Here is a 19193-nt window from a genome sequence, read left to right on the forward strand (position 1 = left end):
ACGGGCCGTCACGCGCCGTGTCGCGATGCGCTTGCTGCGCACCGGCTTCTAGCTTGTCGTTTGCTTCGCAAGCTCTGGCGCTAGGCGCCTTCGCTCAATCCCACCCATCATCCCTGATCGACCGCAAGCGCGGGGTGCCCGGTGGGGCGGGCTCCTCGTTCTCCGCCTCTTCCTCGGGCGGCGGTAGCATTGCTCCGTTGAAGACCATGCCTGCGGCGTCGGCTTCCTCCTGCGTGTCGTAGAGGGGGAAGGGGGCGCCTTTGGCGGTATCGGTTTGCGCATCGTCCGACACCGGGATGCGCGCGCCGCGGCTGGTGAGGGCGGGGTTGTAGAGTTCGTGGCGGGGATCGTGCCAGGGGCTGTAATCCTCCTCGCGGTCACGGGCCACCGCCGCGTCATAGGCCTCGCGCGCGGCGAGGACTTCGGGGCTGGCGAGCTTGTCCGATTTCTCCCGCATCTTGTCGATCTTGGCGTTGATCGAGGCGATGGTGATGCTTTCCTGCCCGAGCTGCTTGGCGCCCCATTCCTTCTCCCATTCCTTGCGCCACTGCTTTTTCAGCCGCGCGAGCTCCATTTTGTCGAGCGCGTTCATGCCCTTGGGGCGGCCTTCGGCGAAGCGCTCGGGCGCGCGGTTTCGCAGCATAAACATCAGCAGGCGATCATTGTGGACGGTGCGCGTGCCGACGAGCTTCCCGTAGGAGTAGACCGGCACCTCCACCCCGTTCAGCGCGCGGTCCATCGCGGTGTCCTCGATCCGTCGCATGCCGAGATCGACCGCGGCCTCCCACGCGGCGGCGAATTCCTCAGCGCCCGGCTGGCGGCGCAGATGGTAGGCGCCATGGGTGGAGCGGCGCACCCTGCGGCAGGCGGCGGCGACGCTGCCGGTATCGGCCAGCGCCTCGATAAAGGCACGCTGGACATGCTGCTTCCACCCATTGCTGCGGTCGACCTGCCGGGGGACCGGGGTGAAGCTGGGGAGGGTGGAAGGGGGTGAGGTGCGCGAGTCCGTGTCTTGCGCACCCGCCTCCGCAGGCGCGATATCCTCGCTCTCACGCCCTTCGGGCGGGTGGCCTTCGGCCATCTTCGCTGTCGCTTCGATTCCGCTGCGGGCGCGCGGTCGCGCTTGCCTCCCTGCGGTCGGATGCTTTCTCTTTTCGTCCATCCCCTAGCGTGGAGCAAAAAAGGCGCGAGTAGGAAAGTTTGGCGGTTGGCTTGGTCCTACGGCCCGCAGGGTCGCAAGGGCGACCGCCCGCCCGTAGCGGGTGCAGCTTGCTGCACGTCTAGCGAGGACGCAGCCACGGAGGTGGCTGCGAAAAGCAAACTAATCCCGCGTCTGCCCGTCGCCGTGGACGAGATATTTGAAGCTGCACAATTGTTCGAGGCCGACGGGCCCGCGGGCGTGCATCTTGCCCGTGGCGATGCCGATTTCGGCGCCCATGCCGAATTCCCCGCCATCGGCGAACTGGGTGCTGGCATTGTGCATCACGATGGCGCTGTCGATCGCGGTCATGAACCGGCGCGCGGCATCGTCGTCCTCGGTGAGGATGGCATCGGTGTGGTGGCTGGAATGTTCCTCGACCCAGGCGATGGCTTCCTCGAGCCCGCCGACCACTTTCACGCTGGCAATGGGGTCGAGATATTCGGTGTGCCAGTCCTCTTCGCTCGCGGGCTTGAGCCGGGCGTCGATCGCGACGGCATCGGTATCGCCGCGCAGTTCGCAATCGCCCGCCATGGCGTCGGCGAATTTGGGGATGAAGGCGTGGGCCACGGCGCGGTCGACCACCACGCTTTCGGTCGCCCCGCACACGCCGGTGCGGCGCAGCTTGGCATTGCGGATCACCTTGACCGCCTTGTCGAGATCGGCGGCCGCGTGAACATAGCTGTGACAATTGCCGTCGAGGTGGAGGAGCGTGGGGACACTTGCCTGGTCGCGCACCAGTTCGACGAGGCCGCGCCCGCCGCGCGGGATGACCAGATCGACGAATTCATCGGCCTTGAGCAAGGCGGCGACGGCATCGCGGTCGGTGGTCTGGACGGTCTGCACGGCATCTTCGGGCAACCCTGCGGCATCGAGCCCGGCGCGCATGCATTCGACGATCACGCGGGTCGAATGGCGGCTTTCGCTGCCACCGCGCAGGATCACCGCATTGCCGCTTTTCAGGCACAGTGCGCTGGCATCGGCGCCGACATTGGGGCGCGATTCGTAGATCATGCCGATCACGCCGATGGGCACGGCAACGCGCTCGATAGTCAGACCGTTGGGCCGCTCGAAACTGGCAAGCTGGCGGCCGACGGGATCGGGCAGCTCGGCGATTTCTTCCAGCGCACCCGCCATGCCCTCGATCCGGTCCTCGGTCAGGCGCAGGCGGTCGATGAAGCTTTCGGGCTTCTTCCCCTCGACACTCTCCACGTCCTGTTCATTAGCTTCGAGCAGTTCGCCGATTCGGCTGCGCAGCGCCTTGGCGGCTTCGCGCAGCGCGGTGTTCTTCGCTTCGGTACCGGCGGACAGCAGCCCGCGCGCGGCCTTGCGAGCGCGCTGGCCGAGATCGTGAATGTGAATTTGCGGGTCGAGTGTCTGGTCGGTCATATTCTCTCTCGTTCTGTTCGTTCGGGGGCGGGAGGGGCGGAGTGTCAGCGCAGCTCGACCGCCCGGTCATAGGCTGCCTGCAACGTATCATGCAGGCGGGTAGACAGGCCACCATCGCCATTGAGCGCATTCAGCCCGGCGGCGGTCGTGCCGCCCTTGCTGGTGACCGAATTGCGCAGTTCCTCAAGGCTCGGCGCGCCCGGTTCGCTGGCCATGGCAATCGCGCCGCCGATTGTGCCGAGCACCATTGCGCGGGCCTCCTCCTCGTCGAATCCCTGCGCCATGGCGGCCTCGGTATAGGCACGGGCGATCTCGAAGACATAGCCCGGACCCGATCCGGCCACTGCGGTCACCCGGTCGAGCTTGTCTTCGCTGTCGACGGTCACGGTCGTTCCGGCGCGCCCCATGAAGTCCTGCGCATGGGCGATATGTCCGTCACCGGCGTGGGGGCCGGCGCAGATGCCGCTGACGCCCCGCCCGATGGCGGCGGGCAGATTGGGCATGGTGCGGATGACCGGCGCATCGCCCATCAGGTGCGACAGACGGGCAGCCGAATAGCCCGCCGCGATCGACAGGACATACCCCCCCGGCGCGAGCATGCCGGCATAATCGGCAAGGATATCGTCGATCAGTTGCGGTTTCACCGCCGCGACGATGAGATCGAATTTCCGATCGGCGATTTCGGCGCGGTCGGCAATCAGCGCCACGTCCTCGGGGACATCGCTCCCGGCAGGATCGACGACCGTGATCGCCTCGGGACCTTGTGCCCATTGCGACAATAACGCGGAGCCCATTTTTCCGCAGCCGACAATGCAAATAGTTTTGATAATAACTAAATTCCGTTTCCGAGCGTGTGAGCTCTTATTGGTTCTTGTCCGTATTTTAATAGAATTAAGCGATCGTTATAATACTAGCGCTTGACTATATCCATTACATGACACTTCTGTATGTATCGATATTCTTGAATTTCTGGTTGTGCAGTGCACAAGGGGTATCTACATTGCCTTCAACAAATTTCAAGGTCGGGTAACATTTGCATAGCATGACTCAAAAGCGAACTATCGTTGTCAAAATCGGTTCGGCGCTACTCGCCAACCAGGAACTCCTCACTCCGCGTTACGGTTTCCTTCAGCGACTGCTGGAAGATATCGCCCAGCTACGCGCGGAGGGCACGAGTGTAATTCTTTGCTCCTCCGGCTCCGTGGCTTTAGGCCTGCGCATCATCGGCGAAACGCCCCAGAGCGCCGGGGTTTCCGACAAGCAAGCTGCCGCGGCCTGCGGCATGCCGCTTCTCCTCAACGCCTATAAACAGGTGGGGCACGAATTCGGCTTCGAGATCGCTCAGGTGTTGCTGACGCTAGGCGATTTCGAGGACCATCGCCGCTTCCTCAATACGCGCAATACGGTCCACCGCCTGCTCGAATCCAATGTCGTCCCGATCGTCAACGAGAACGATACGATCACCACCGAAGAGATTCGCGTCGGCGACAACGATCGGCTTGCGGCGAAAGTCGCCCAGATGGTCGGCGCGGACGATTTCGTCATCCTCACCGGCGTCGACGGACTCTATGATCGTAATCCCGACGATCCCGAGGCCCGGTTTGTCCCCGAAGTCGAGGATGTCGGCCTGTATATGGATGCCACCAAGGGCAAGAGCACACTTGGCACTGGCGGAATGGAAACCAAGCTGCTGGCCGCCAATATGGCGCAGGAAGCCGGTGTCACCACCTGGATCGCGCAGGGCGAGGCCGATCGCCCGGTATCGAATGTGCTCAACGGCATGCGGCGCTCCACCAAGATCCTGCCACACCCCAATCCGTTGTCGGGGTGGGATAGCTGGATCGCCAACCGCCTGCAGATGGCCGGTAGCATCGTGATTGCCGATGCCACCGCGTCCGCGCTTGGCGGTGACCGGCCGATCCGCCGGAGCGATGTGATCTCGATGACCGGCGATTTCACCCGCGGCGACGTGCTGCATATCTACGACAGCAAGGGTATCGAGCGTGCCCGCGGGCTGAGCGACTTCACGTCCGAGGAACTGCGCGTGCTGATCGGCAATCCCGACACGCAGGCCGAACAATTGCTCGGATACCGCACCAAGGGCGAGGTCATCCGCAGCGCGAACCTCGTAATGCTCGATAACCGCCATTTGCTGTGGGATGCGCCGGACGAGATCGCCAGCACCGAAGAGCCGCGTTCGGCGGCGGGGTGAGGGCGCGCCTGCGGGGCCGGGGACAGCGGCGCGAACTTCACTTGGCGTTCATCGGGACGCTGGCTATAGGCTGCTTCCCATGAAGACCCAGACCCGCTCATCCACCAAGCTTTTCCTCGGCGCCGCGCTTGCGGGCGCGACGCTCCTCACCGCCGGATGCGCGGGCCGCGACAACGGCCCCCGCGATACCGCCTATGTCGCGCGCGACGTGGAAACGCTTTACGGGGAGGCCAAGCGTAGGCTCGACATGGGCCAGGCCCAGCTCGCCGCCGCGCTGTTCGACGAAGTCGAACGCCAGCACCCTTATTCGCCCTGGGCTCGCCGCGCCCAGTTGATGGGTGCCTTCAGCTATTATGTGGCGCAGGATTACAACAAGACGATTCAAGCGGCGCAGCGCTTCCTGCAAATCCACCCGGGTAACAAGGACGCGCCCTACGCCTTCTATCTGATCGCGCTCAGCTATTACGAGCAGATCAGCGACGTACAGCGCGACCAGAAGATTACCGATCAGGCGCTAATCGCGCTCAACGAGATCAACCGCCGTTTTCCCAGCAGCGATTACGCGGCCGACGCCCGGCTCAAGATCGACCTCGTGCGCGATCACCTGGCCGGCAAGGAAATGGAAATCGGCCGCCATTACCAGCGCTCGGGCAAATGGATCGCGGCACAGATCCGCTTTCAGAACGTGGTCGATACTTACGAGACCACCAGCCACGCGCCCGAAGCGCTCTATCGCCTGACCGAGAGCAGCCTTGCTTTGGGTGTTCCCGAAGAGGCGGTGAAATACGCGGCCGTGCTGGGGGCGAACTACCCCGGCAATGAATGGTATGAAAAGGCTTATGAGCTGGTGCAGGACCACGCCGTGGGCGTCGTTCCCGACTGAGCGCGCGTTTCAGGCCGTGCGTGCCCGCGGTTCGGGGGCTGTTTTGTACTCCGTCAGATCGCCATCGTTTGAAGACATTGCCCGGTTGCGGCCTTCGTTCTTGGCCCGATAAAGGGCGCGATCCGCCTGTCCGTAGAGCACGGTCCAGTCCGCCAGTTCCGAGGCCGACCCTTCGGCCACTCCGATACTGGCGGTAATGGTCTCCCCGTGCGGCATGTAGGCTCCGCGAATTTCGACGAGCAATTGCAGTGCGATAGCCGAATCCAGTGCTTCGGCGGGGGCCAAAAGCGCAAATTCCTCGCCGCCAAGCCGCGCGGCGCAGATCTCGCCGCGGGCATGCAAGCGCAGCAATTGAGCGAAGGCGCGCAATACGTCGTCGCCGACATCGTGACCGAACCGATCGTTGATCTCCTTGAACCGGTCGATATCGATGACCATGAGGCGCAAGGTTCGCTTGCCGTCCGCCAGCTCAAGGAAGCGTTCGATCAAGGCCCTACGGTTGGCCAACCCGGTCAGGAAATCCATGCGTGCCTGCTTCGCCGACTGATGGCGTTCCTCGACCAGGCTCAAAAGCAGCCCCTGATGACGCTTCATCATCGTGATCTGGAAAGCACCGGCGATAATCATCGAAATCGCGAGAACGAGATCCATAGTTTTGCCAGTCGTGGTGAGTGCGATCGCGGCGGGCACCAGCGTAATGAGCAGTACGGTAGGACCAAGACCGCGCGCAGCCATCAGACAATACCCGACGGTCAATGCACCAAGCGACATGATCGCGGGATAATACACGCGTGTTTCCGCCGGGGCTGTCGCCCAGCTTCCCAGACACCAGATGCCGCCAAGCACCGAGGCCGTGAGGCTGAGCTTCCACACGAGGCTGATGACCCGTCGTGCCTCTTCACTACCCTTATCGCGGTTGGGCGGTGTGCGCAGCGCCACCAGGCCCGTGACGCAAAGCACGAAGATCAGCGCGGGAAGACCATAGGCGATGAACGGGCCTGCTCCGGGGCTTGCTCCGTAAACGCACATTGGCAGGCTGAAAATGAATCCGGCGAGCAGGAGACGCGCCTGGCCGTGCATATGCTGTGCGGTGAGCAGGGTGAAATCCTCCCGCAGATGCGTGGGAATTCTCGGCCCGAGGAGGCCAGTGCAAGAGCGATGCAGGTCCACCGGGGCACTATCCGGGCAATATGCTAATTCAGCGTTTACGCACCTGCACAAATCGACATGCAAATCGACCCACAGCCAAGCTTGTCGATTCCTGGTGATGACATGCTGACTCGGCTTTGCGCTTTGGCTAGGAAGCGGAAGCATGCTGACCCGGCTATCCATTCGTAACATCGTGCTGATCGAGGCGCTCGACCTGACTTTCGGGCGCGGTCTGGGCGTGCTGACCGGCGAAACCGGCGCGGGCAAGTCGATCCTGCTCGACGCGCTCGGTCTGGTGCTGGGCAACCGCGCCGATAGCGGGCTGGTGCGTGGCGACGAGGACAAGGCCAGTGTGACCGCAGCGTTCGAGTTCGCCCAATTGCCCGCCGATCTGGCCGATCTGCTCGACGATGCCGATATCGCAATCGAGGAGGGCGAGCCGCTGATCGTGCGGCGGCAATTGAAGGCCGATGGCAAGAGCAAGGCTTTCGTCAACGACCAGTCGGTCAGCGTCGGCCTGCTGCGTGAAATGGCGGGCTATCTCGTCGAACTGCATGGCCAGCACGACGATCGCGGGCTGGTCAATCCGCGCGGCCACCGCGCGCTGCTCGATCGGTTCGCCGGGGCCGACACGGCCCGGCTGGCGACGGCATGGGCTACCTGGCGCAAGGCCGAGGATGCGCTGGCCGAAGCGCGCGAGGCGGTGGAGACGGCCAAGGCCGATCAGGACCTGCTGCTCGCGCATCTGTCCGAACTGACCGCGCTCGAACCCAAGGCCGGCGAAGAAGCGCGGCTCGCCGAAACCAGGGCGGATATGCAGAAGGGCGAAAAGCTCTCCGGCGATCTCGAAGAGCTGCGCCATTTGTGGGAAGGTTCGGAATCGCCGCTCGCGGCTTTGCGGGTTGCGGCGCGGCGGCTTGACCGGATCGCGCCCGAACACCCGCTGCTCGCCGAAGCGCTCGCCAGCCTCGACCGGGCGGTGATCGAGGCGGGCGAGGCGGAAGACCGGCTTGCATCGGCGGCTGAGGCGCTGGTCCATGATCCGGCCGCGCTGGAAGCAGCCGAAACGCGGCTGTTCGAATTGCGCGCGCTGGCCCGCAAGCACCGCTGCGAAGTCGACGAATTGCCGCGCAAGATGCGCGAAATGCGCACGGCGCTCGAAAGCATCGAGGGGGGTGAGGCGCAGCTCGATGCGCTCGAGGCGGCGGCGAAGGATGCCGGCAAACGCTATCGCGCCGAGGCCGAGGCGCTGCATGGCGCGCGCGTGGCGGCGGCGCTGCGGCTCGACGAGGCGGTCGCGCGCGAACTTGCCCCGCTCAAGCTCGATGCCGCGCGATTCCGCACGGCGGTCACCCGGCTGCCCGAAGACAAATGGGGCGCGCAGGGGATGGACGGCGTCGAATTCCTCATCGCGACCAATCCGGGCGCCGCTTTCGCGCCGCTCGCCAAGATTGCGAGCGGGGGCGAATTGTCGCGCTTCATCCTCGCGCTGAAGGTCGCGCTGGCCGAACAGGGCGGGGCGGCGACGGTAATCTTCGACGAGATCGATCGCGGGGTCGGCGGCGCGGTGGCCAGCGCGATCGGCGAGCGGCTCGCACGGCTGTCGGCCGACGGGCAATTGCTCGCCGTCACCCACAGCCCCCAGGTCGCCGCGCGCGGGCGCACGCATTACATGATCGCCAAGTCGAGCGACGGGACGGTGACCAAGACCAGCGTCGCGCTGCTCGACGAGGCAGGACGTCAGGAAGAGATCGCACGGATGCTGAGCGGCGCCGAGGTCACGCCCGAAGCGCGCGCGCAGGCCGACCGGCTGCTGGAGGGGGTGTGATGGGCGCTCCCAAAGCCCCCTCTTCTTCAGAGGAGGGGGTTGGGGGTGGTGGCGTCTCGCCAGAAACGCTGCGGCGAAGGGCCGCCCGCATGCGGCAGGAAATGCCCGAGCCCGAGCGGCGCCTGTGGAAGGAGTTGCGCGGCAGCCGCCTGTCCGGTTTCAAATTTAGGCGGCAAGTGGTTATCGGACGCCGGATCGTGGATTTCTTCTGTCCAGCGAAAGGTCTGGTGATCGAAATCGACGGCGATACACATGATCCCGTGACCGATGCTGACCGTGATGCGGCGATGCTTCGGGACCATGGGTTCGTAACCGTGCGAGTCACCAATGATCAGATCATGCGCAACTCGGATGGGGTGCTGGAGAAGTTGATAAGCGTGCTCGACGAAACTGCGGATCGCTGGCCGAAGGGCGGCGAACACCACCCCCAAACCCCCGCCTCTGAAGAAGAGGGGGCTTTTTGATGGCGCTCGACGTCACCGAGGCCGATGCCGCCAACGAACTGATGCGGCTCGCGAAGCAAATCGCGAAGCACGACCGGCTCTATCATGCCGAGGACGCGCCCGAGATTTCGGACCCGGAATACGATGCGCTGGTGCGGCGCAATGCGGAGCTGGAGGCGGCGTTTCCGCATCTGGTGCGCGCGGATTCGCCCAGCCGGAAGGTCGGGCACACCGCATCCGCCTCGCCGCTTTCCAAGGTGACGCATGAGGTTCGCATGATGAGCCTCGACAATGCCTTCAACGGGGAGGAGGTCGAGGAATGGGTCGCGCGCGTGCGGCGGTTCCTTTCGCTTGCCGAGGAGGAGCCCGTCGCCTTCACCGCCGAAGACAAGATCGATGGCCTGTCCTGCAGCTTGCGCTACGAGAAGGGCGTGCTGGTAAGCGCCGCGACGCGCGGCGACGGGCAGGTGGGCGAGGATGTGACCGCCAATGTCGCGCATATCGCGGATATCCCGCAAACCCTCCTTTCGTCTCGAGCGAAGTCGAGACACGCAAGCGAGAGCGTCTCGACTTCGCTCGACGCGAACGGGGAATGGGATGGACCCGAAGTGTTCGAGATCCGCGGCGAGGTCTATATGGCCCGCGCCGATTTCGAGGCGCTCAACACGCGCCTGATGGACGAGGCGCGCGCCGCAGCGGAGGAGAAGGGCGAGGAATTCGATCCCGCAAAGGTCCGCCAGTTCGCCAATCCGCGCAACGCCGCTGCCGGCTCGCTGCGGCAGAAGGATGCCAGCGTCACCGCGCAGCGACCGCTCAAATTCTGGGCGCATGGATGGGGCGCGATTCACGGCGATCTGCCGGGAGAAACGCAAACCGAGGTCGTGCGCCAGATCGAGGGCTGGGGCGTTCCCGTCTCGCCGCTGTTCGCCCGTTTCGACAGTGCCAGCGAAATCCTCGCGCATTACGAGACGATCGCTGCGCAGCGCGCGACGCTGCCCTATGAAATCGATGGCGTCGTCTACAAGGTCGACCGGCTCGACTATCAGCAGCGCCTCGGCTTCGTCGCCAAGGCACCGCGCTGGGCGCTGGCGCATAAATTCCCGGCCGAGCGGGCGGAGACCACGCTGGAGAGCATCGATATCCAGGTCGGGCGCACGGGCAAGCTGACCCCCGTCGGCCGCCTCGCCCCGGTGCTGGTGGGCGGGGTGACGGTGACCAATGTCACGCTGCACAATCGCGACGAGATCGCGCGCCTCGGCGTGCGTCCGGGCGACCGCGTTGTCGTTCAGCGCGCGGGCGACGTTATTCCACAGCTTGTGGATAATCTGACCCGCGACGAGCCGAGACCCGAGGCGAAGATGCCGGACTTTTCCCGCTGCCCCGAATGCGGCAGCGAGGCCGTGGCGGAGGAAGGCGAGGTCGATGTGCGGTGCACAGGCGGTCTCATATGTCCCGCACAACGCACGGAAAGACTGAAGCATTTCGTCTCTCGCGGCGCGCTCGACATCGACGGACTGGGCGAGAAGACGATCGACCAGTTCTTTGCCCTCGGCTGGCTCGAAAGCCCCGCAGACATCTTCCGCCTCAAACAGCGCCGCGAGGACATTCTCGCGCTCGACGGGTGGAAGGAGCGGTCTGTGGACAACCTGTTGGCTTCTGTGGAAGCCCGGCGGCAACCCGATGCCGCGCGGCTGCTGTTCGGCCTTGGCATCCGCCATGTCGGCGCGGTGACGGCGCGCGATCTGATGAAGGGGCTGGGCGATATTCGCGTTCTGCCGCGCAAGGCCTTGGAATTCGCCGAATATCGCCGCGAAAACCCGCGCGGCGAGGACGAGAAGGAAAGCCCGTTCAACACCCGCATGGTCGAGGCGGTCAGGCGGATATTCGAAGTCCGCACGGACGGTATCGGAACCGCGGTCGGTCATGCGCTGGCGGATTTCTTCCACGAAGAGCACAATCGCGGCGTGTGGGACGAGTTGATCGGAGGCAAGCCCGGCGCGGGCGTTGTCGATCCCCCGCGCTACGAGGTGGAAACGAAGGAAAGCCCGGTCAGTGGCAAGACCGTGGTGTTCACCGGCAAGCTCGAGACGATGAGCCGCGACGAGGCCAAGGCGCAGGCCGAGCGCCTCGGCGCCAAGGCCAGCGGATCGGTCAGCGCGAAGACCGACCTGCTCGTCGCCGGACCGGGCGCGGGCAGTAAGCTGAAAAAGGCCGAGGAACTGGGCATCGAGGTGGTCGACGAGGCAGGCTGGGCGAAAATCGTCGCCGAGGCCGGATGAGCTGGCTCGAACAGACGCACCCCATCGCCACGCGGATCGCGGGCCTGTTGCGCGCGCGGGGCGAGACGATCGCGGTGGCCGACGGGGCCAGCGGCGGGCTGATCGCGGCATCGCTGCTGACCGTGCCGGGCGCGCTCGATTTCTTTGTCGGGGGCGGGGTGGTCTATTCGTTCAGGGCGCGCGACGTGCTGTTCGCCCAGCCGCGCGACGCCTGGCGCGGAATGCGCGGCGCGAGCGAGGAGTATGCCCTGCTGCAGGCGCGGTCCATTCGCGACAGTTTCGGCGCCGCATGGGGCCTGGCGGAAAGCGGATCGGTAGGCGGTTCGACCCATCCGAGCGGCGCACCGGCGGGCCAAAGCTGCGCCGCGCTGGTCGGGCCGGATGGCGAATGGACGCGTCTCACGCAGACCGGCAGCGACGCGCGCATCCCCAATATGGAGGCGTTTGCGCGCGCCGCGCTGGAATTTGCGGAAGAAACGCTGGCCGGTGCCAGGCCCTGAATTGCCCGATCCTAGTCGTTCGGCATGATGTGGATTTCGCGCACGCTGGCAGTGTCGGGCTGCTCCAGCGCGAAGACCACTGCATTGGCGACATCTTCGGGCTGAATCTTCTCGGGCTTGGGCTCGTCGAAAAAGGGTGTGTCGACCATGCCCGGTGTGATGACCGTACAGCGGCCGCCCCATTCGCGCATCTCTTCGGCCAGATTGCCGGCAAAGCCCTGCACGAACCATTTGGTCGCGCCATAGACCGATCCCTTGAGGTGATCGCGACCGGCTTTCGAGCCGGTGACGACGAAATGCCCCTTGGTCTTGCGGAGGTGAGGCAGCGTGGCGTGCGCGGTGGTCAGCACGGCGAGCACGTTGAGATGGATCATGTCGTGCCACTCCTCCGGGTCGCCCTTCTCGATGCCCGGACTGGATACGCCCGTACCCGCATTGGCATAAACCGCATCGAGCCCGCCAAAATGGCTCACCGCCTGTTCGACCGCCTTGTTTAGCTGTTCGCGATCGGTGATGTCGCACGGCAGGGCCAGCGCGGTGTCGCCGATCTCTTCGGCCAGGCGTTCGAGTGCGTCCTGCGAGCGCGCGAGCAAGGCGACATTCCATCCGGCATGGGCGGCCGCGCGGGCCGTGGCCGCGCCAATACCGGTGGACGCGCCGGTTATGAGTAGCGTCTTGGTCATAAGGTCTCCGGAAGAATTACTTTCCATCACAGTGTTCCGGCGCGGTAATCGTTCCGGCCCCCCTTGCCATGTCGTTCCTGTCCTCGCCAATGCGTGCAGGGCGGGTTATGGAGGGAAGACAGGGGCTTGGCAGGGGGGTGCCATGATTGGGAGCAATCTCAGCAGGAGCGAGCGACGCGCCGATGCGCGTGCGGTAGGGACGGAAGGGAAGCGCTGGATCCGTTCGTGGATAAACGTCTTCCGCTGCGAAACGGAAGCGCGTGTACCGGCGGACGAAGCGCGGCTTTCCGAATTGATCGGCGAGGGTGAATATACCTGCGTCGGCAAATCGCATTCCTATAACGGGGTGCAGGTCGTGCCCGGCGTCACTGCGATGATGATGCGCGAGGGCGGGCTGAAAACGCTGACCTACGATCCCGCGACCGAAACCGTGCGCGTGGGCGCTTCGGTATCCGTGCGCGATCTCAAGCTCTTTCTGCGCGACGAGCATGGCCGCGGTTTGCACAATTCGGGCAATTTCATGGAGCAGTCGGTCATCGGCGCCCTGGCAACCGGCACGCATGGCTTCGGCCCGCGTGCGGTGATGGCCGACAGCATCGTCGAGCTGAGCTTTCTCGACGGTGCGGGGCAGCGGGTGACGCTGAAACGCGGCGATCCCGATTTCGCCTATGTCGCGCTGTCTTTCGGCACGATCGCGCCTATCGTCGAACTGGTGCTCGAGACCAAGCCGCTTGAACCCTATGTGTCGGTCAGCTCGATGAGCCGTCTGTCGAAACTGGACGAGCTGAAGAAGGGCTCGATCGCGGCGAACTGGGCCGTATTACCTTACACCAATCCCGACGATCCGGTGATCATGCTCCACGCGCTGGCCGAATGCGACAAGGGGCAGGAACCGCTCGCCCACCCCGAGGCCAAGGGCGGCAGCGGCTGGTTCGCCAAGTGGTTCCTCAAACGCTATTACAAGTTCGACCGCTTCCTGCCAAAACTGCGCCGTCCGATGCAGCGGTTCATCGACTGGCTCGATCTCAAGCAGAGCGAGCGCGTGGTCACCGATCCGGACGATCTCGATTATCTCTACGATCCCAAGCCGGGGCTGAAGGAAAACCGCGCGCCGAGCATTACGCGCGGGCTCTTCTCGACCACGTACACAGGGTACAATCTCGCCTTTTTCGTACCGCTCGAAAAAGCGCCTGCCGTGGTGAAATTCATCATTCACGAGGCCGATGCGCTGCGCGATCTGGGCTTCTATCTCAAAGGTATCATCTCGGTACGCGAATTGCCGGGCGAGGCGGGGCCGCATTTCGCCGCCAATGCGCGCCAGCCGATGGCGGCGATCGACCTGTTCGCCGACCCGCGCGATTATGCTTGGCTCGAGCGGCTCCAGCGGCTGGTCATGCAATACGAACCCGATACGCGCCCGCATTTCGGCAAGAGCGCGCTGGGGCCGCATTTCCGCGATAGCCTCGGCCAGGTGCATCTCGATCGGCTGATGGCCATCCATCGCACCCACTACCCGCAGGGCAGGCTGATGTTTTCGGAGCGCGTGCGCACGATGCTCGATGTCGGCCGTCCGCTACCGGGCGAAGCGGCGGCGGATTCGGGGCTGGTCGGCTGAGATTTCGGCGGAACATGCACGGATTCCTGCGTTGAGACAGTGTGTCCGTCCCGCTCCGTTTCCTGCTGATAGTCATTCCGGTCATGCTGCTGGCCGTGCTGGTCGTGTGGCTGGCTCAGGCACAGACGGGTGTGGAAGATCCCGTCGTCGAGCAGGTCCAGGCCGAAATCGAACCGATCGCGCTTTCACCGGACCTAAAAGAGCTTGACCGCGAGATCAGCCGGATCGGCGGCACCTTCGCAGGCCATGTGGGTATCGCCGTGCACGATATCGAAGCGGGCGAAACGCTGCATTTCAACGGGCTGGAGCACTTCCCGCAACAAAGCGTCAGCAAGCTGTGGGTGGCGATGACCGCTCTGGACGAAGTCGATGCAGGCCGTATCGATTTGGCAGAAATGGTCGAAATCCGCAGTCGCGATCTCACGGTTTTCTATCAGCCGATCCGCAAGATCGTGCGGCGGAAGGGCCGCTTCTCTTCGGATTACGCCGATCTGATTGCCCGCGCGATCATCGAAAGCGACAATACTGCGAATGACCGTGTTTTAAGGCGCGTCGGCGGGCCGGAGGCGGTGCAGGATTTCCTCGACGGTCATGGCCTGTCGAGCATTCGTTTCGGCACCGACGAGCGGACCAAGCAGAGCGTGATCGCCGGGCTGGAATGGCGCCAGTCCTATTCGCAGGGACCGGCCTTTTTCGATGCGCGCGATGAGGTGCCTGAGGCACGCCGGCGCGAGGCCTTCGAAGCCTATCTTGCAGATCCGCTGGACGGCGCGCCGCCGGTGGCGATCGTCGAGGCGCTGGCCCGCCTCTATCGGGGTGATTTGCTTTCGCGGGAGTCGACCCGATTGCTGCTGGACACGCTGGAGCGGACCAAGAGCGGTCCGAGGCGATTGAAGGCGGGCGCACCTGAGGGCTGGATCGTGCGTCACAAGACGGGCACCGGACAATTCTTCGATGGCGAGCAGTCGGGCTATAACGATGTCGGCATCGTCACCTCTCCCGAGGGACGCAGCTACGCCATCGCCGTCATGATCGCTCGAACCCGCGAGCCGACCCCGGTGCGGATGGAGATGATGCAGGACGTCGTTCGGGCCGTGGTGCGCTACCACGCGGCGCAATATGGGCCTCAGCTTTCCAGAGATTTGCCTAGCGCGGCGGGCGGCGCTGCACCGGGCGCAATTCCGTAATCGACGTGGGACCAGATCCTCTCGTGGAAGAAATAGAGGATCAGCTTGGTCACCACTTCCAACCCGCCGATCGATGCAGCCGTGGCGATGTTCCCGGTGAAGAGCCATGCGAGCAGCATGGTGTCGAGCGAGGCAAGAACGCGCCAGGTTGCCGTCTTGCTGGTGCTGCGGGAATAGCTCTCGCGCCGCTTGTCGCTAGTGAGAAAGGTGCCCCAGCGGTTCCACTCCCAGAACCGTTCGTGGAGATAATAAAGCACCATTTTGGTGAGGACTTCCGCTGTCGCAATCAGCCCCGCAGTGCCGAGGGCTTCCTTCTTGCTGTGTTCGAGGCCGAAGACGGGGCCGAGATAGGCGATGAGCAGGTAGGACAGCAGCAGCGTGTCGAGCGAGCCGACCACACGCCAGGAAATTGCCTTGGCGAGCGAGCGGCGCCGCGTGACCAGCGGGTGGGCCGATGCCAGGTGAGCGCGGTTCTCGGGCTTGGGCCGCGAAAGCCCGTCAGCATCGTGCATGGCGGGCCTTTATTCAGAGTTCCGAGGATTTGTCGAGCGCCGCTTCGGGACCCAGCGCATGACCCCGCCGGCCAGCGGTGTCCACAGCCCGGTACGGATACCGGCCGCGGCGAGTGTGTCGCTGGTCCACTGGTTGCACGTGTTGCCAAGGTGATAGGTGCCGGGGGCATCGTAGAACACGTCGTTGTCGAAATAGCCGGGATGGATGACGCGGCCTTCGAGCGGTGGCATGATCCGTTCGATTGCCGTCACCAGCCGGGCGTATTCGCCAGGTGCGATCCGCAGCACGCGCAGCGTCGGACTTGGCGCAGGGCGGACATAATGCGCGACATGCAGCAGACCGTCGCCATTGGCGAGCGCGCCGATCGCCGTCGACAACGTGATATCCCCCCAGGTCGGCGTGTTTAGGAATACTTCGCGCTCGCCCCAGCTCACCGAGACATGCGTATAGGGGCGATAGGGCATCGACAGATCGCGTGCCGGGAACTCCGTCCGCCAGTCCTTTTGCGGGGAGGTCAGCGGCATGACGATGGCCGTGTGGACGCCATTGGTTTCCACCATGATGTCGATGCCGACGGCGGGCTCGGTCCAGCCTGCATTGCGCGGGATGGCGCTGCCGATCCATGCGGCGAGCAAGAACAGCGTCAGCAGCGTTGCGGGAACGGCCAGTGCCCAGGCAATCCACTTCGCCGCGCGTCTCACCGTATGCGGCTCTTGCGCAGCCACAGGATCGACCAGTCGCCATTGACCAGCTTGCGCGACAGACGGAAGCCGAGTGCGCGGTAGGCGCGGCGCACGCGGATCTCCTGCGTTTCGAGCAGGCCGGCAAGCAGCAGGTTGCCGCCCGGTGTGATCGATCCAGCGAAGGAAGGCGCAAGCTCAACCAGCGGCCCGGCAAGGATATTGGCGATGAACAGATCGTATGGGCCGCGCAGCGCGAGAAGCGGATCGTCCATCCCGTCGGCAATCACCATCGTCAGTTCGCCCGGTCGGTCGCCCTCGGCAATGGCATTGGTCGCCATATTGTCGCGCACCACGTCCGCGCAGACGGGATCGATATCCGATGCGGTGGCCGTGGCGCTCGGCCAGAGGTGCATGGCGGCAAAGGCCAGCAATCCGGTGCCCGTGCCGATATCGACGTGATTGCGCGCGACCACGCCCTCGCGCTTCATCAGATCGAGCATGGCGAGGCAGCCCGCCGTCGTCTCGTGCTGGCCGGTGCCGAAGGCCTGGCTGGCGGGTATGACGAAATCGACCATCGCCGGATCGGCTTCATGTTCTGGCGTGCGGACGTGAAAGCGGCCCGCGCGGATCGGATCGACGCCTCTCTGGCTTTCGGTCACCCAGTCGGTGTCGGGCAGTTTTTCGACCGAAAGGGCGGGAGGCGTGCCTTCGAACAGCGCGGCCACGCGCTCGAGATCGGCCGGTTTGGGCTTGCGGTCGAGATAGACTTCGAAAGTCCATTCGTCGGGCAGATGGTCGGCGACTTCCATGCCGGTGACCACCCATTCGGCGGGCCAGTCAAGCGCATCCTCATGCGCGACCAGCGCCGCCCTGGCGACCGATTTGGATACCTCGGCATGGATTTTCCAGGCGTCATCCACCGGCGCGTTCCTTGGCGAGGCGCTGGTCGAGACGGGCTTCGACGGCATCGGCATAGTGCGTGCAGCTCATCCCGCCGACCAGCGATCCGCGGGCCGCGCGCTCGACCATTTCGCTGGCGGAGGGATGCGGTGTGAGCAGCAGATCGCAGTCCACTTCGCGCAAGGTTTGCAGCCCGGCGCGATAGGCGGCGACATAGTCGGGATGGTCGGCGAAGCGGTAGTTATCGCTGCTGACCGGCGAGAGCGAGTCGGCATAGACGATATCGAGGCAGTCCCCTGCTGCATCGCAGGATTGCCATGTCCAGCTCAGCGCGCCGGGCGAATGTCCGGGGGTGGCGAGGGCGGTCAGCGTGGCCGTTTCGCTGCGGACCGTGTTGCCATCGTCGACCATTACGTCGACACCGACCGGTTCCATGGCATCATGCATGCCGAATTGCGGATCCTGCGGGTCGGATTCGCCCGTTCTCAGGACCTCGACCGCTCTGCGCGAGGCGACGACATGCGCGCCGCTGGCTTGTTTGATCAGCGCATGGCCGCCGGTGTGATCGAAATGCTCGTGGCTGTGCAACAGGCTGGCAATCTCGTTGGGGCGGAAGCCGAGCTTGCCGATATTGTCGAGCACGACTTTGGCACCTGCCTCGGTCCCGCTGTCTATCAGCACGTGGCCCTGCTCGCCTGCGATAAGGATCGCCGAAATACCGCAGGTGCCGACGTAATAGGTCGATCCATGGATACGATAGGGCGGGGCGGGCTTGTCCCACTCGTCCCATTGGGTGCAGCCGGCCGCCCATTGCTGCGGCGAGACGCGTTCGGGCTGGGGCAGTGGATCGGGGCGCTGGATCGGCGGGGCGCAGGCGGTAAGCAGCGCGGTCAGAGCCAGCGCGCAGTTCATTCTAGCGGACATAGCTGGCTCCATTGGCATCGAGCGTCGCGCCGGTCATGCTCGGCGGGGCATCGAGCGCGCAGAAGGTGATGATCCTGGCGATTTCCTCCGGCTGGGCAACGCGGCCGAGCGGGATGTCGGCCAGCAGGCCGGAACCGCCGCGGCTTTCGAGATAGTCGCCCGCCATCGACGTGTCGGTAAAGCCTGGGGTGATCGCGAAGCTCAATATGCCCTCGCTGGCATATTGGCGCGCGATGGTCTTGTGCATCGCCAGCATTCCGCCCTTGCTTGCGGCATAGTGCCAATGCGCGGGCGAATCGCCGCGATGGCCCGCCCGGCTGGCAACATGGACGATGCGCCCCGGTACGCCGCGCTCTTGCCAGTGCTTCACGGCGAAACGGCTGAGCTGCGCTGCGGCGGTCAGATTGATCCGCATCGTATCTTCCCAGGCATCGAGCCATTCGATGTCCGAGCGATCGATCGGATTGGGATCGAACAGGCCGGCATTGTTGATCAGCACGTCGATCGCACCGCCGAGACGGGCAAGGGCGGCTTCCCACAATTCATACGGGGCGCCCGGTTCGCAGAAATCGGCCGGAACCGTGTCGACCGAATTGCTATGCGTCGCTTGGCCAATGACCTCGGCGCCGCGCGCTTCGAGCGCTGTCTTGGCTGCCGCGCCGATCCCGCGGGAACTGCCGGTAAGGAGGATGTTCGTCATAAGGTGCGGTTACCGCCTCTCTACTCCCGCGTCACCCCCGCGCAGGCGAGGGTCCATACGACCGTTGCCAGTGGCAGGAGGGGCATCTGGATTCCCGCCTTCGCGGG

Annotated in this window: 18 protein-coding genes; 8 read left to right on the plus strand and 10 right to left on the minus strand. The window is 64.5% G+C overall.

Annotated elements, in window-relative coordinates; translation table 11 throughout:
- Positions 1 to 94 precede the first annotated feature (94 nt).
- The 3 genes from MUY37_RS07240 to MUY37_RS07250 form a co-directional block, all read right to left on the minus strand.
- Positions 95 to 1081, minus strand: coding sequence for a hypothetical protein (locus tag MUY37_RS07240; RefSeq protein WP_499194679.1), 987 nt, complete (start codon positions 1079 to 1081; stop codon positions 95 to 97).
- Positions 1082 to 1321: 240 nt separating this feature from the next.
- On the minus strand, positions 1322 to 2587 hold the full coding sequence (locus tag MUY37_RS07245) for a glutamate-5-semialdehyde dehydrogenase (RefSeq protein ID WP_499194680.1): 1266 nt from the start codon (positions 2585 to 2587) through the stop codon (positions 1322 to 1324).
- Between the two features lie 44 nt (positions 2588 to 2631).
- A complete protein-coding gene (locus MUY37_RS07250; protein WP_499195125.1) occupies positions 2632 to 3474 on the minus strand; it encodes a pyrroline-5-carboxylate reductase family protein in 843 nt (280 codons plus the stop codon).
- Positions 3475 to 3629: 155 nt separating this feature from the next.
- Here MUY37_RS07250 and proB point away from each other — a divergent pair, with 155 nt between their 5' ends.
- Positions 3630 to 4799, plus strand: a complete 1170-nt coding sequence (proB, locus tag MUY37_RS07255; RefSeq protein ID WP_499194681.1) for a glutamate 5-kinase — start codon at positions 3630 to 3632, stop codon at positions 4797 to 4799.
- A 79-nt stretch (positions 4800 to 4878) separates the two neighbouring features.
- A complete protein-coding gene (locus MUY37_RS07260) occupies positions 4879 to 5682 on the plus strand; it encodes an outer membrane protein assembly factor BamD (protein ID WP_499194682.1) in 804 nt (267 codons plus the stop codon).
- Positions 5683 to 5691: 9 nt separating this feature from the next.
- Here the strand turns inward: MUY37_RS07260 and MUY37_RS07265 are convergent, their stop codons facing one another.
- Entirely contained in the window at positions 5692 to 6762 is a 1071-nt protein-coding gene (locus MUY37_RS07265; protein WP_499194683.1) for a GGDEF domain-containing protein, read from the minus strand.
- 232 nt (positions 6763 to 6994) lie between these two features.
- Here MUY37_RS07265 and recN point away from each other — a divergent pair, with 232 nt between their 5' ends.
- The 4 genes from recN to MUY37_RS07285 all read left to right on the plus strand — a co-directional run bounded on the left by recN (position 6995) and on the right by MUY37_RS07285 (position 11881).
- Entirely contained in the window at positions 6995 to 8659 is a 1665-nt protein-coding gene (gene recN / locus MUY37_RS07270) for a DNA repair protein RecN (RefSeq protein WP_499194684.1), read from the plus strand.
- An 89-nt stretch (positions 8660 to 8748) separates the two neighbouring features.
- Positions 8749 to 9123, plus strand: coding sequence for an endonuclease domain-containing protein (locus MUY37_RS07275; protein WP_499194685.1), 375 nt, complete (start codon positions 8749 to 8751; stop codon positions 9121 to 9123).
- Positions 9123 to 11381: an NAD-dependent DNA ligase LigA gene (gene ligA / locus MUY37_RS07280; protein ID WP_499194686.1), complete on the plus strand. Its 2259-nt coding sequence runs from the start codon at positions 9123 to 9125 to the stop codon at positions 11379 to 11381. The genes MUY37_RS07275 and ligA overlap by 1 nt, the downstream gene beginning before the upstream one ends.
- The gene (locus tag MUY37_RS07285; protein WP_499194687.1) at positions 11378 to 11881 is read left to right on the plus strand and encodes a CinA family protein; all 504 of its coding nucleotides are present in this window, start codon (positions 11378 to 11380) and stop codon (positions 11879 to 11881) included. The genes ligA and MUY37_RS07285 overlap by 4 nt, the downstream gene beginning before the upstream one ends.
- An 11-nt stretch (positions 11882 to 11892) precedes the next feature.
- On the opposite strand, the gene MUY37_RS07290 is transcribed toward MUY37_RS07285, so the two are convergent.
- Entirely contained in the window at positions 11893 to 12564 is a 672-nt protein-coding gene (locus MUY37_RS07290) for an SDR family oxidoreductase (protein WP_499194688.1), read from the minus strand.
- A 142-nt stretch (positions 12565 to 12706) separates the two neighbouring features.
- Here MUY37_RS07290 and MUY37_RS07295 point away from each other — a divergent pair, with 142 nt between their 5' ends.
- Together MUY37_RS07295 and bla (MUY37_RS07300) are read left to right on the plus strand one after the other, a co-directional pair.
- Positions 12707 to 14179 (plus strand): FAD-binding protein, encoded by a 1473-nt coding sequence (locus MUY37_RS07295; protein WP_499194689.1) that lies wholly within the window; start codon positions 12707 to 12709, stop codon positions 14177 to 14179.
- A gap of 41 nt (positions 14180 to 14220) precedes the next feature.
- Positions 14221 to 15366, plus strand: coding sequence for a class A beta-lactamase (gene bla / locus MUY37_RS07300; protein ID WP_499194690.1), 1146 nt, complete (start codon positions 14221 to 14223; stop codon positions 15364 to 15366).
- On the opposite strand, the gene MUY37_RS07305 is transcribed toward bla (MUY37_RS07300), so the two are convergent.
- From MUY37_RS07305 to MUY37_RS07325, 5 genes are read right to left on the minus strand one after another with little or no spacing between them, the layout of a single operon-like run.
- Positions 15306 to 15878, minus strand: coding sequence for a DUF2061 domain-containing protein (locus tag MUY37_RS07305; RefSeq protein ID WP_499194691.1), 573 nt, complete (start codon positions 15876 to 15878; stop codon positions 15306 to 15308). The two genes, bla (MUY37_RS07300) and MUY37_RS07305, sit on opposite strands and share 61 nt — an antisense overlap.
- A gap of 9 nt (positions 15879 to 15887) precedes the next feature.
- Positions 15888 to 16580 (minus strand): DUF2459 domain-containing protein, encoded by a 693-nt coding sequence (locus MUY37_RS07310; protein ID WP_499194692.1) that lies wholly within the window; start codon positions 16578 to 16580, stop codon positions 15888 to 15890.
- On the minus strand, positions 16577 to 17530 hold the full coding sequence (locus tag MUY37_RS07315) for a 50S ribosomal protein L11 methyltransferase (protein ID WP_499194693.1): 954 nt from the start codon (positions 17528 to 17530) through the stop codon (positions 16577 to 16579). Before MUY37_RS07315 ends, MUY37_RS07310 begins: the two co-directional genes overlap by 4 nt.
- Entirely contained in the window at positions 17475 to 18386 is a 912-nt protein-coding gene (gene bla / locus MUY37_RS07320; protein WP_499194694.1) for a subclass B3 metallo-beta-lactamase, read from the minus strand. The genes MUY37_RS07315 and bla (MUY37_RS07320) overlap by 56 nt, the downstream gene beginning before the upstream one ends.
- Positions 18376 to 19086: an SDR family NAD(P)-dependent oxidoreductase gene (locus tag MUY37_RS07325; protein WP_499194695.1), complete on the minus strand. Its 711-nt coding sequence runs from the start codon at positions 19084 to 19086 to the stop codon at positions 18376 to 18378. The genes bla (MUY37_RS07320) and MUY37_RS07325 overlap by 11 nt, the downstream gene beginning before the upstream one ends.
- Positions 19087 to 19193 lie beyond the last annotated feature (107 nt).

The sequence above is a fragment of the Qipengyuania sp. ABI-127-1 genome, assembly GCA_022953095.1.
GTDB lineage: Bacteria > Pseudomonadota > Alphaproteobacteria > Sphingomonadales > Sphingomonadaceae > Qipengyuania.

Coding starts and splice junctions, on each gene's coding strand:
- proB (WP_499194681.1), top strand. CDS start 3,630: ATGACTCAAAAGCGAACTATCGTTGTCAAAATCGGTTCGGCGCTACTC.
- MUY37_RS07275 (WP_499194685.1), top strand. CDS start 8,749: ATGCGGCAGGAAATGCCCGAGCCCGAGCGGCGCCTGTGGAAGGAGTTG.
- MUY37_RS07245 (WP_499194680.1), bottom strand. CDS start 2,587: ATGACCGACCAGACACTCGACCCGCAAATTCACATTCACGATCTCGGC.
- MUY37_RS07240 (WP_499194679.1), bottom strand. CDS start 1,081: ATGGCCGAAGGCCACCCGCCCGAAGGGCGTGAGAGCGAGGATATCGCG.
- MUY37_RS07285 (WP_499194687.1), top strand. CDS start 11,378: ATGAGCTGGCTCGAACAGACGCACCCCATCGCCACGCGGATCGCGGGC.
- ligA (WP_499194686.1), top strand. CDS start 9,123: ATGGCGCTCGACGTCACCGAGGCCGATGCCGCCAACGAACTGATGCGG.
- bla (WP_499194694.1), bottom strand. CDS start 18,386: ATGTCCGCTAGAATGAACTGCGCGCTGGCTCTGACCGCGCTGCTTACC.
- MUY37_RS07325 (WP_499194695.1), bottom strand. CDS start 19,086: ATGACGAACATCCTCCTTACCGGCAGTTCCCGCGGGATCGGCGCGGCA.
- MUY37_RS07305 (WP_499194691.1), bottom strand. CDS start 15,878: ATGCACGATGCTGACGGGCTTTCGCGGCCCAAGCCCGAGAACCGCGCT.
- MUY37_RS07260 (WP_499194682.1), top strand. CDS start 4,879: ATGAAGACCCAGACCCGCTCATCCACCAAGCTTTTCCTCGGCGCCGCG.
- MUY37_RS07315 (WP_499194693.1), bottom strand. CDS start 17,530: ATGCCGTCGAAGCCCGTCTCGACCAGCGCCTCGCCAAGGAACGCGCCG.
- MUY37_RS07295 (WP_499194689.1), top strand. CDS start 12,707: ATGATTGGGAGCAATCTCAGCAGGAGCGAGCGACGCGCCGATGCGCGT.
- recN (WP_499194684.1), top strand. CDS start 6,995: ATGCTGACCCGGCTATCCATTCGTAACATCGTGCTGATCGAGGCGCTC.
- MUY37_RS07265 (WP_499194683.1), bottom strand. CDS start 6,762: ATGCACGGCCAGGCGCGTCTCCTGCTCGCCGGATTCATTTTCAGCCTG.
- MUY37_RS07290 (WP_499194688.1), bottom strand. CDS start 12,564: ATGACCAAGACGCTACTCATAACCGGCGCGTCCACCGGTATTGGCGCG.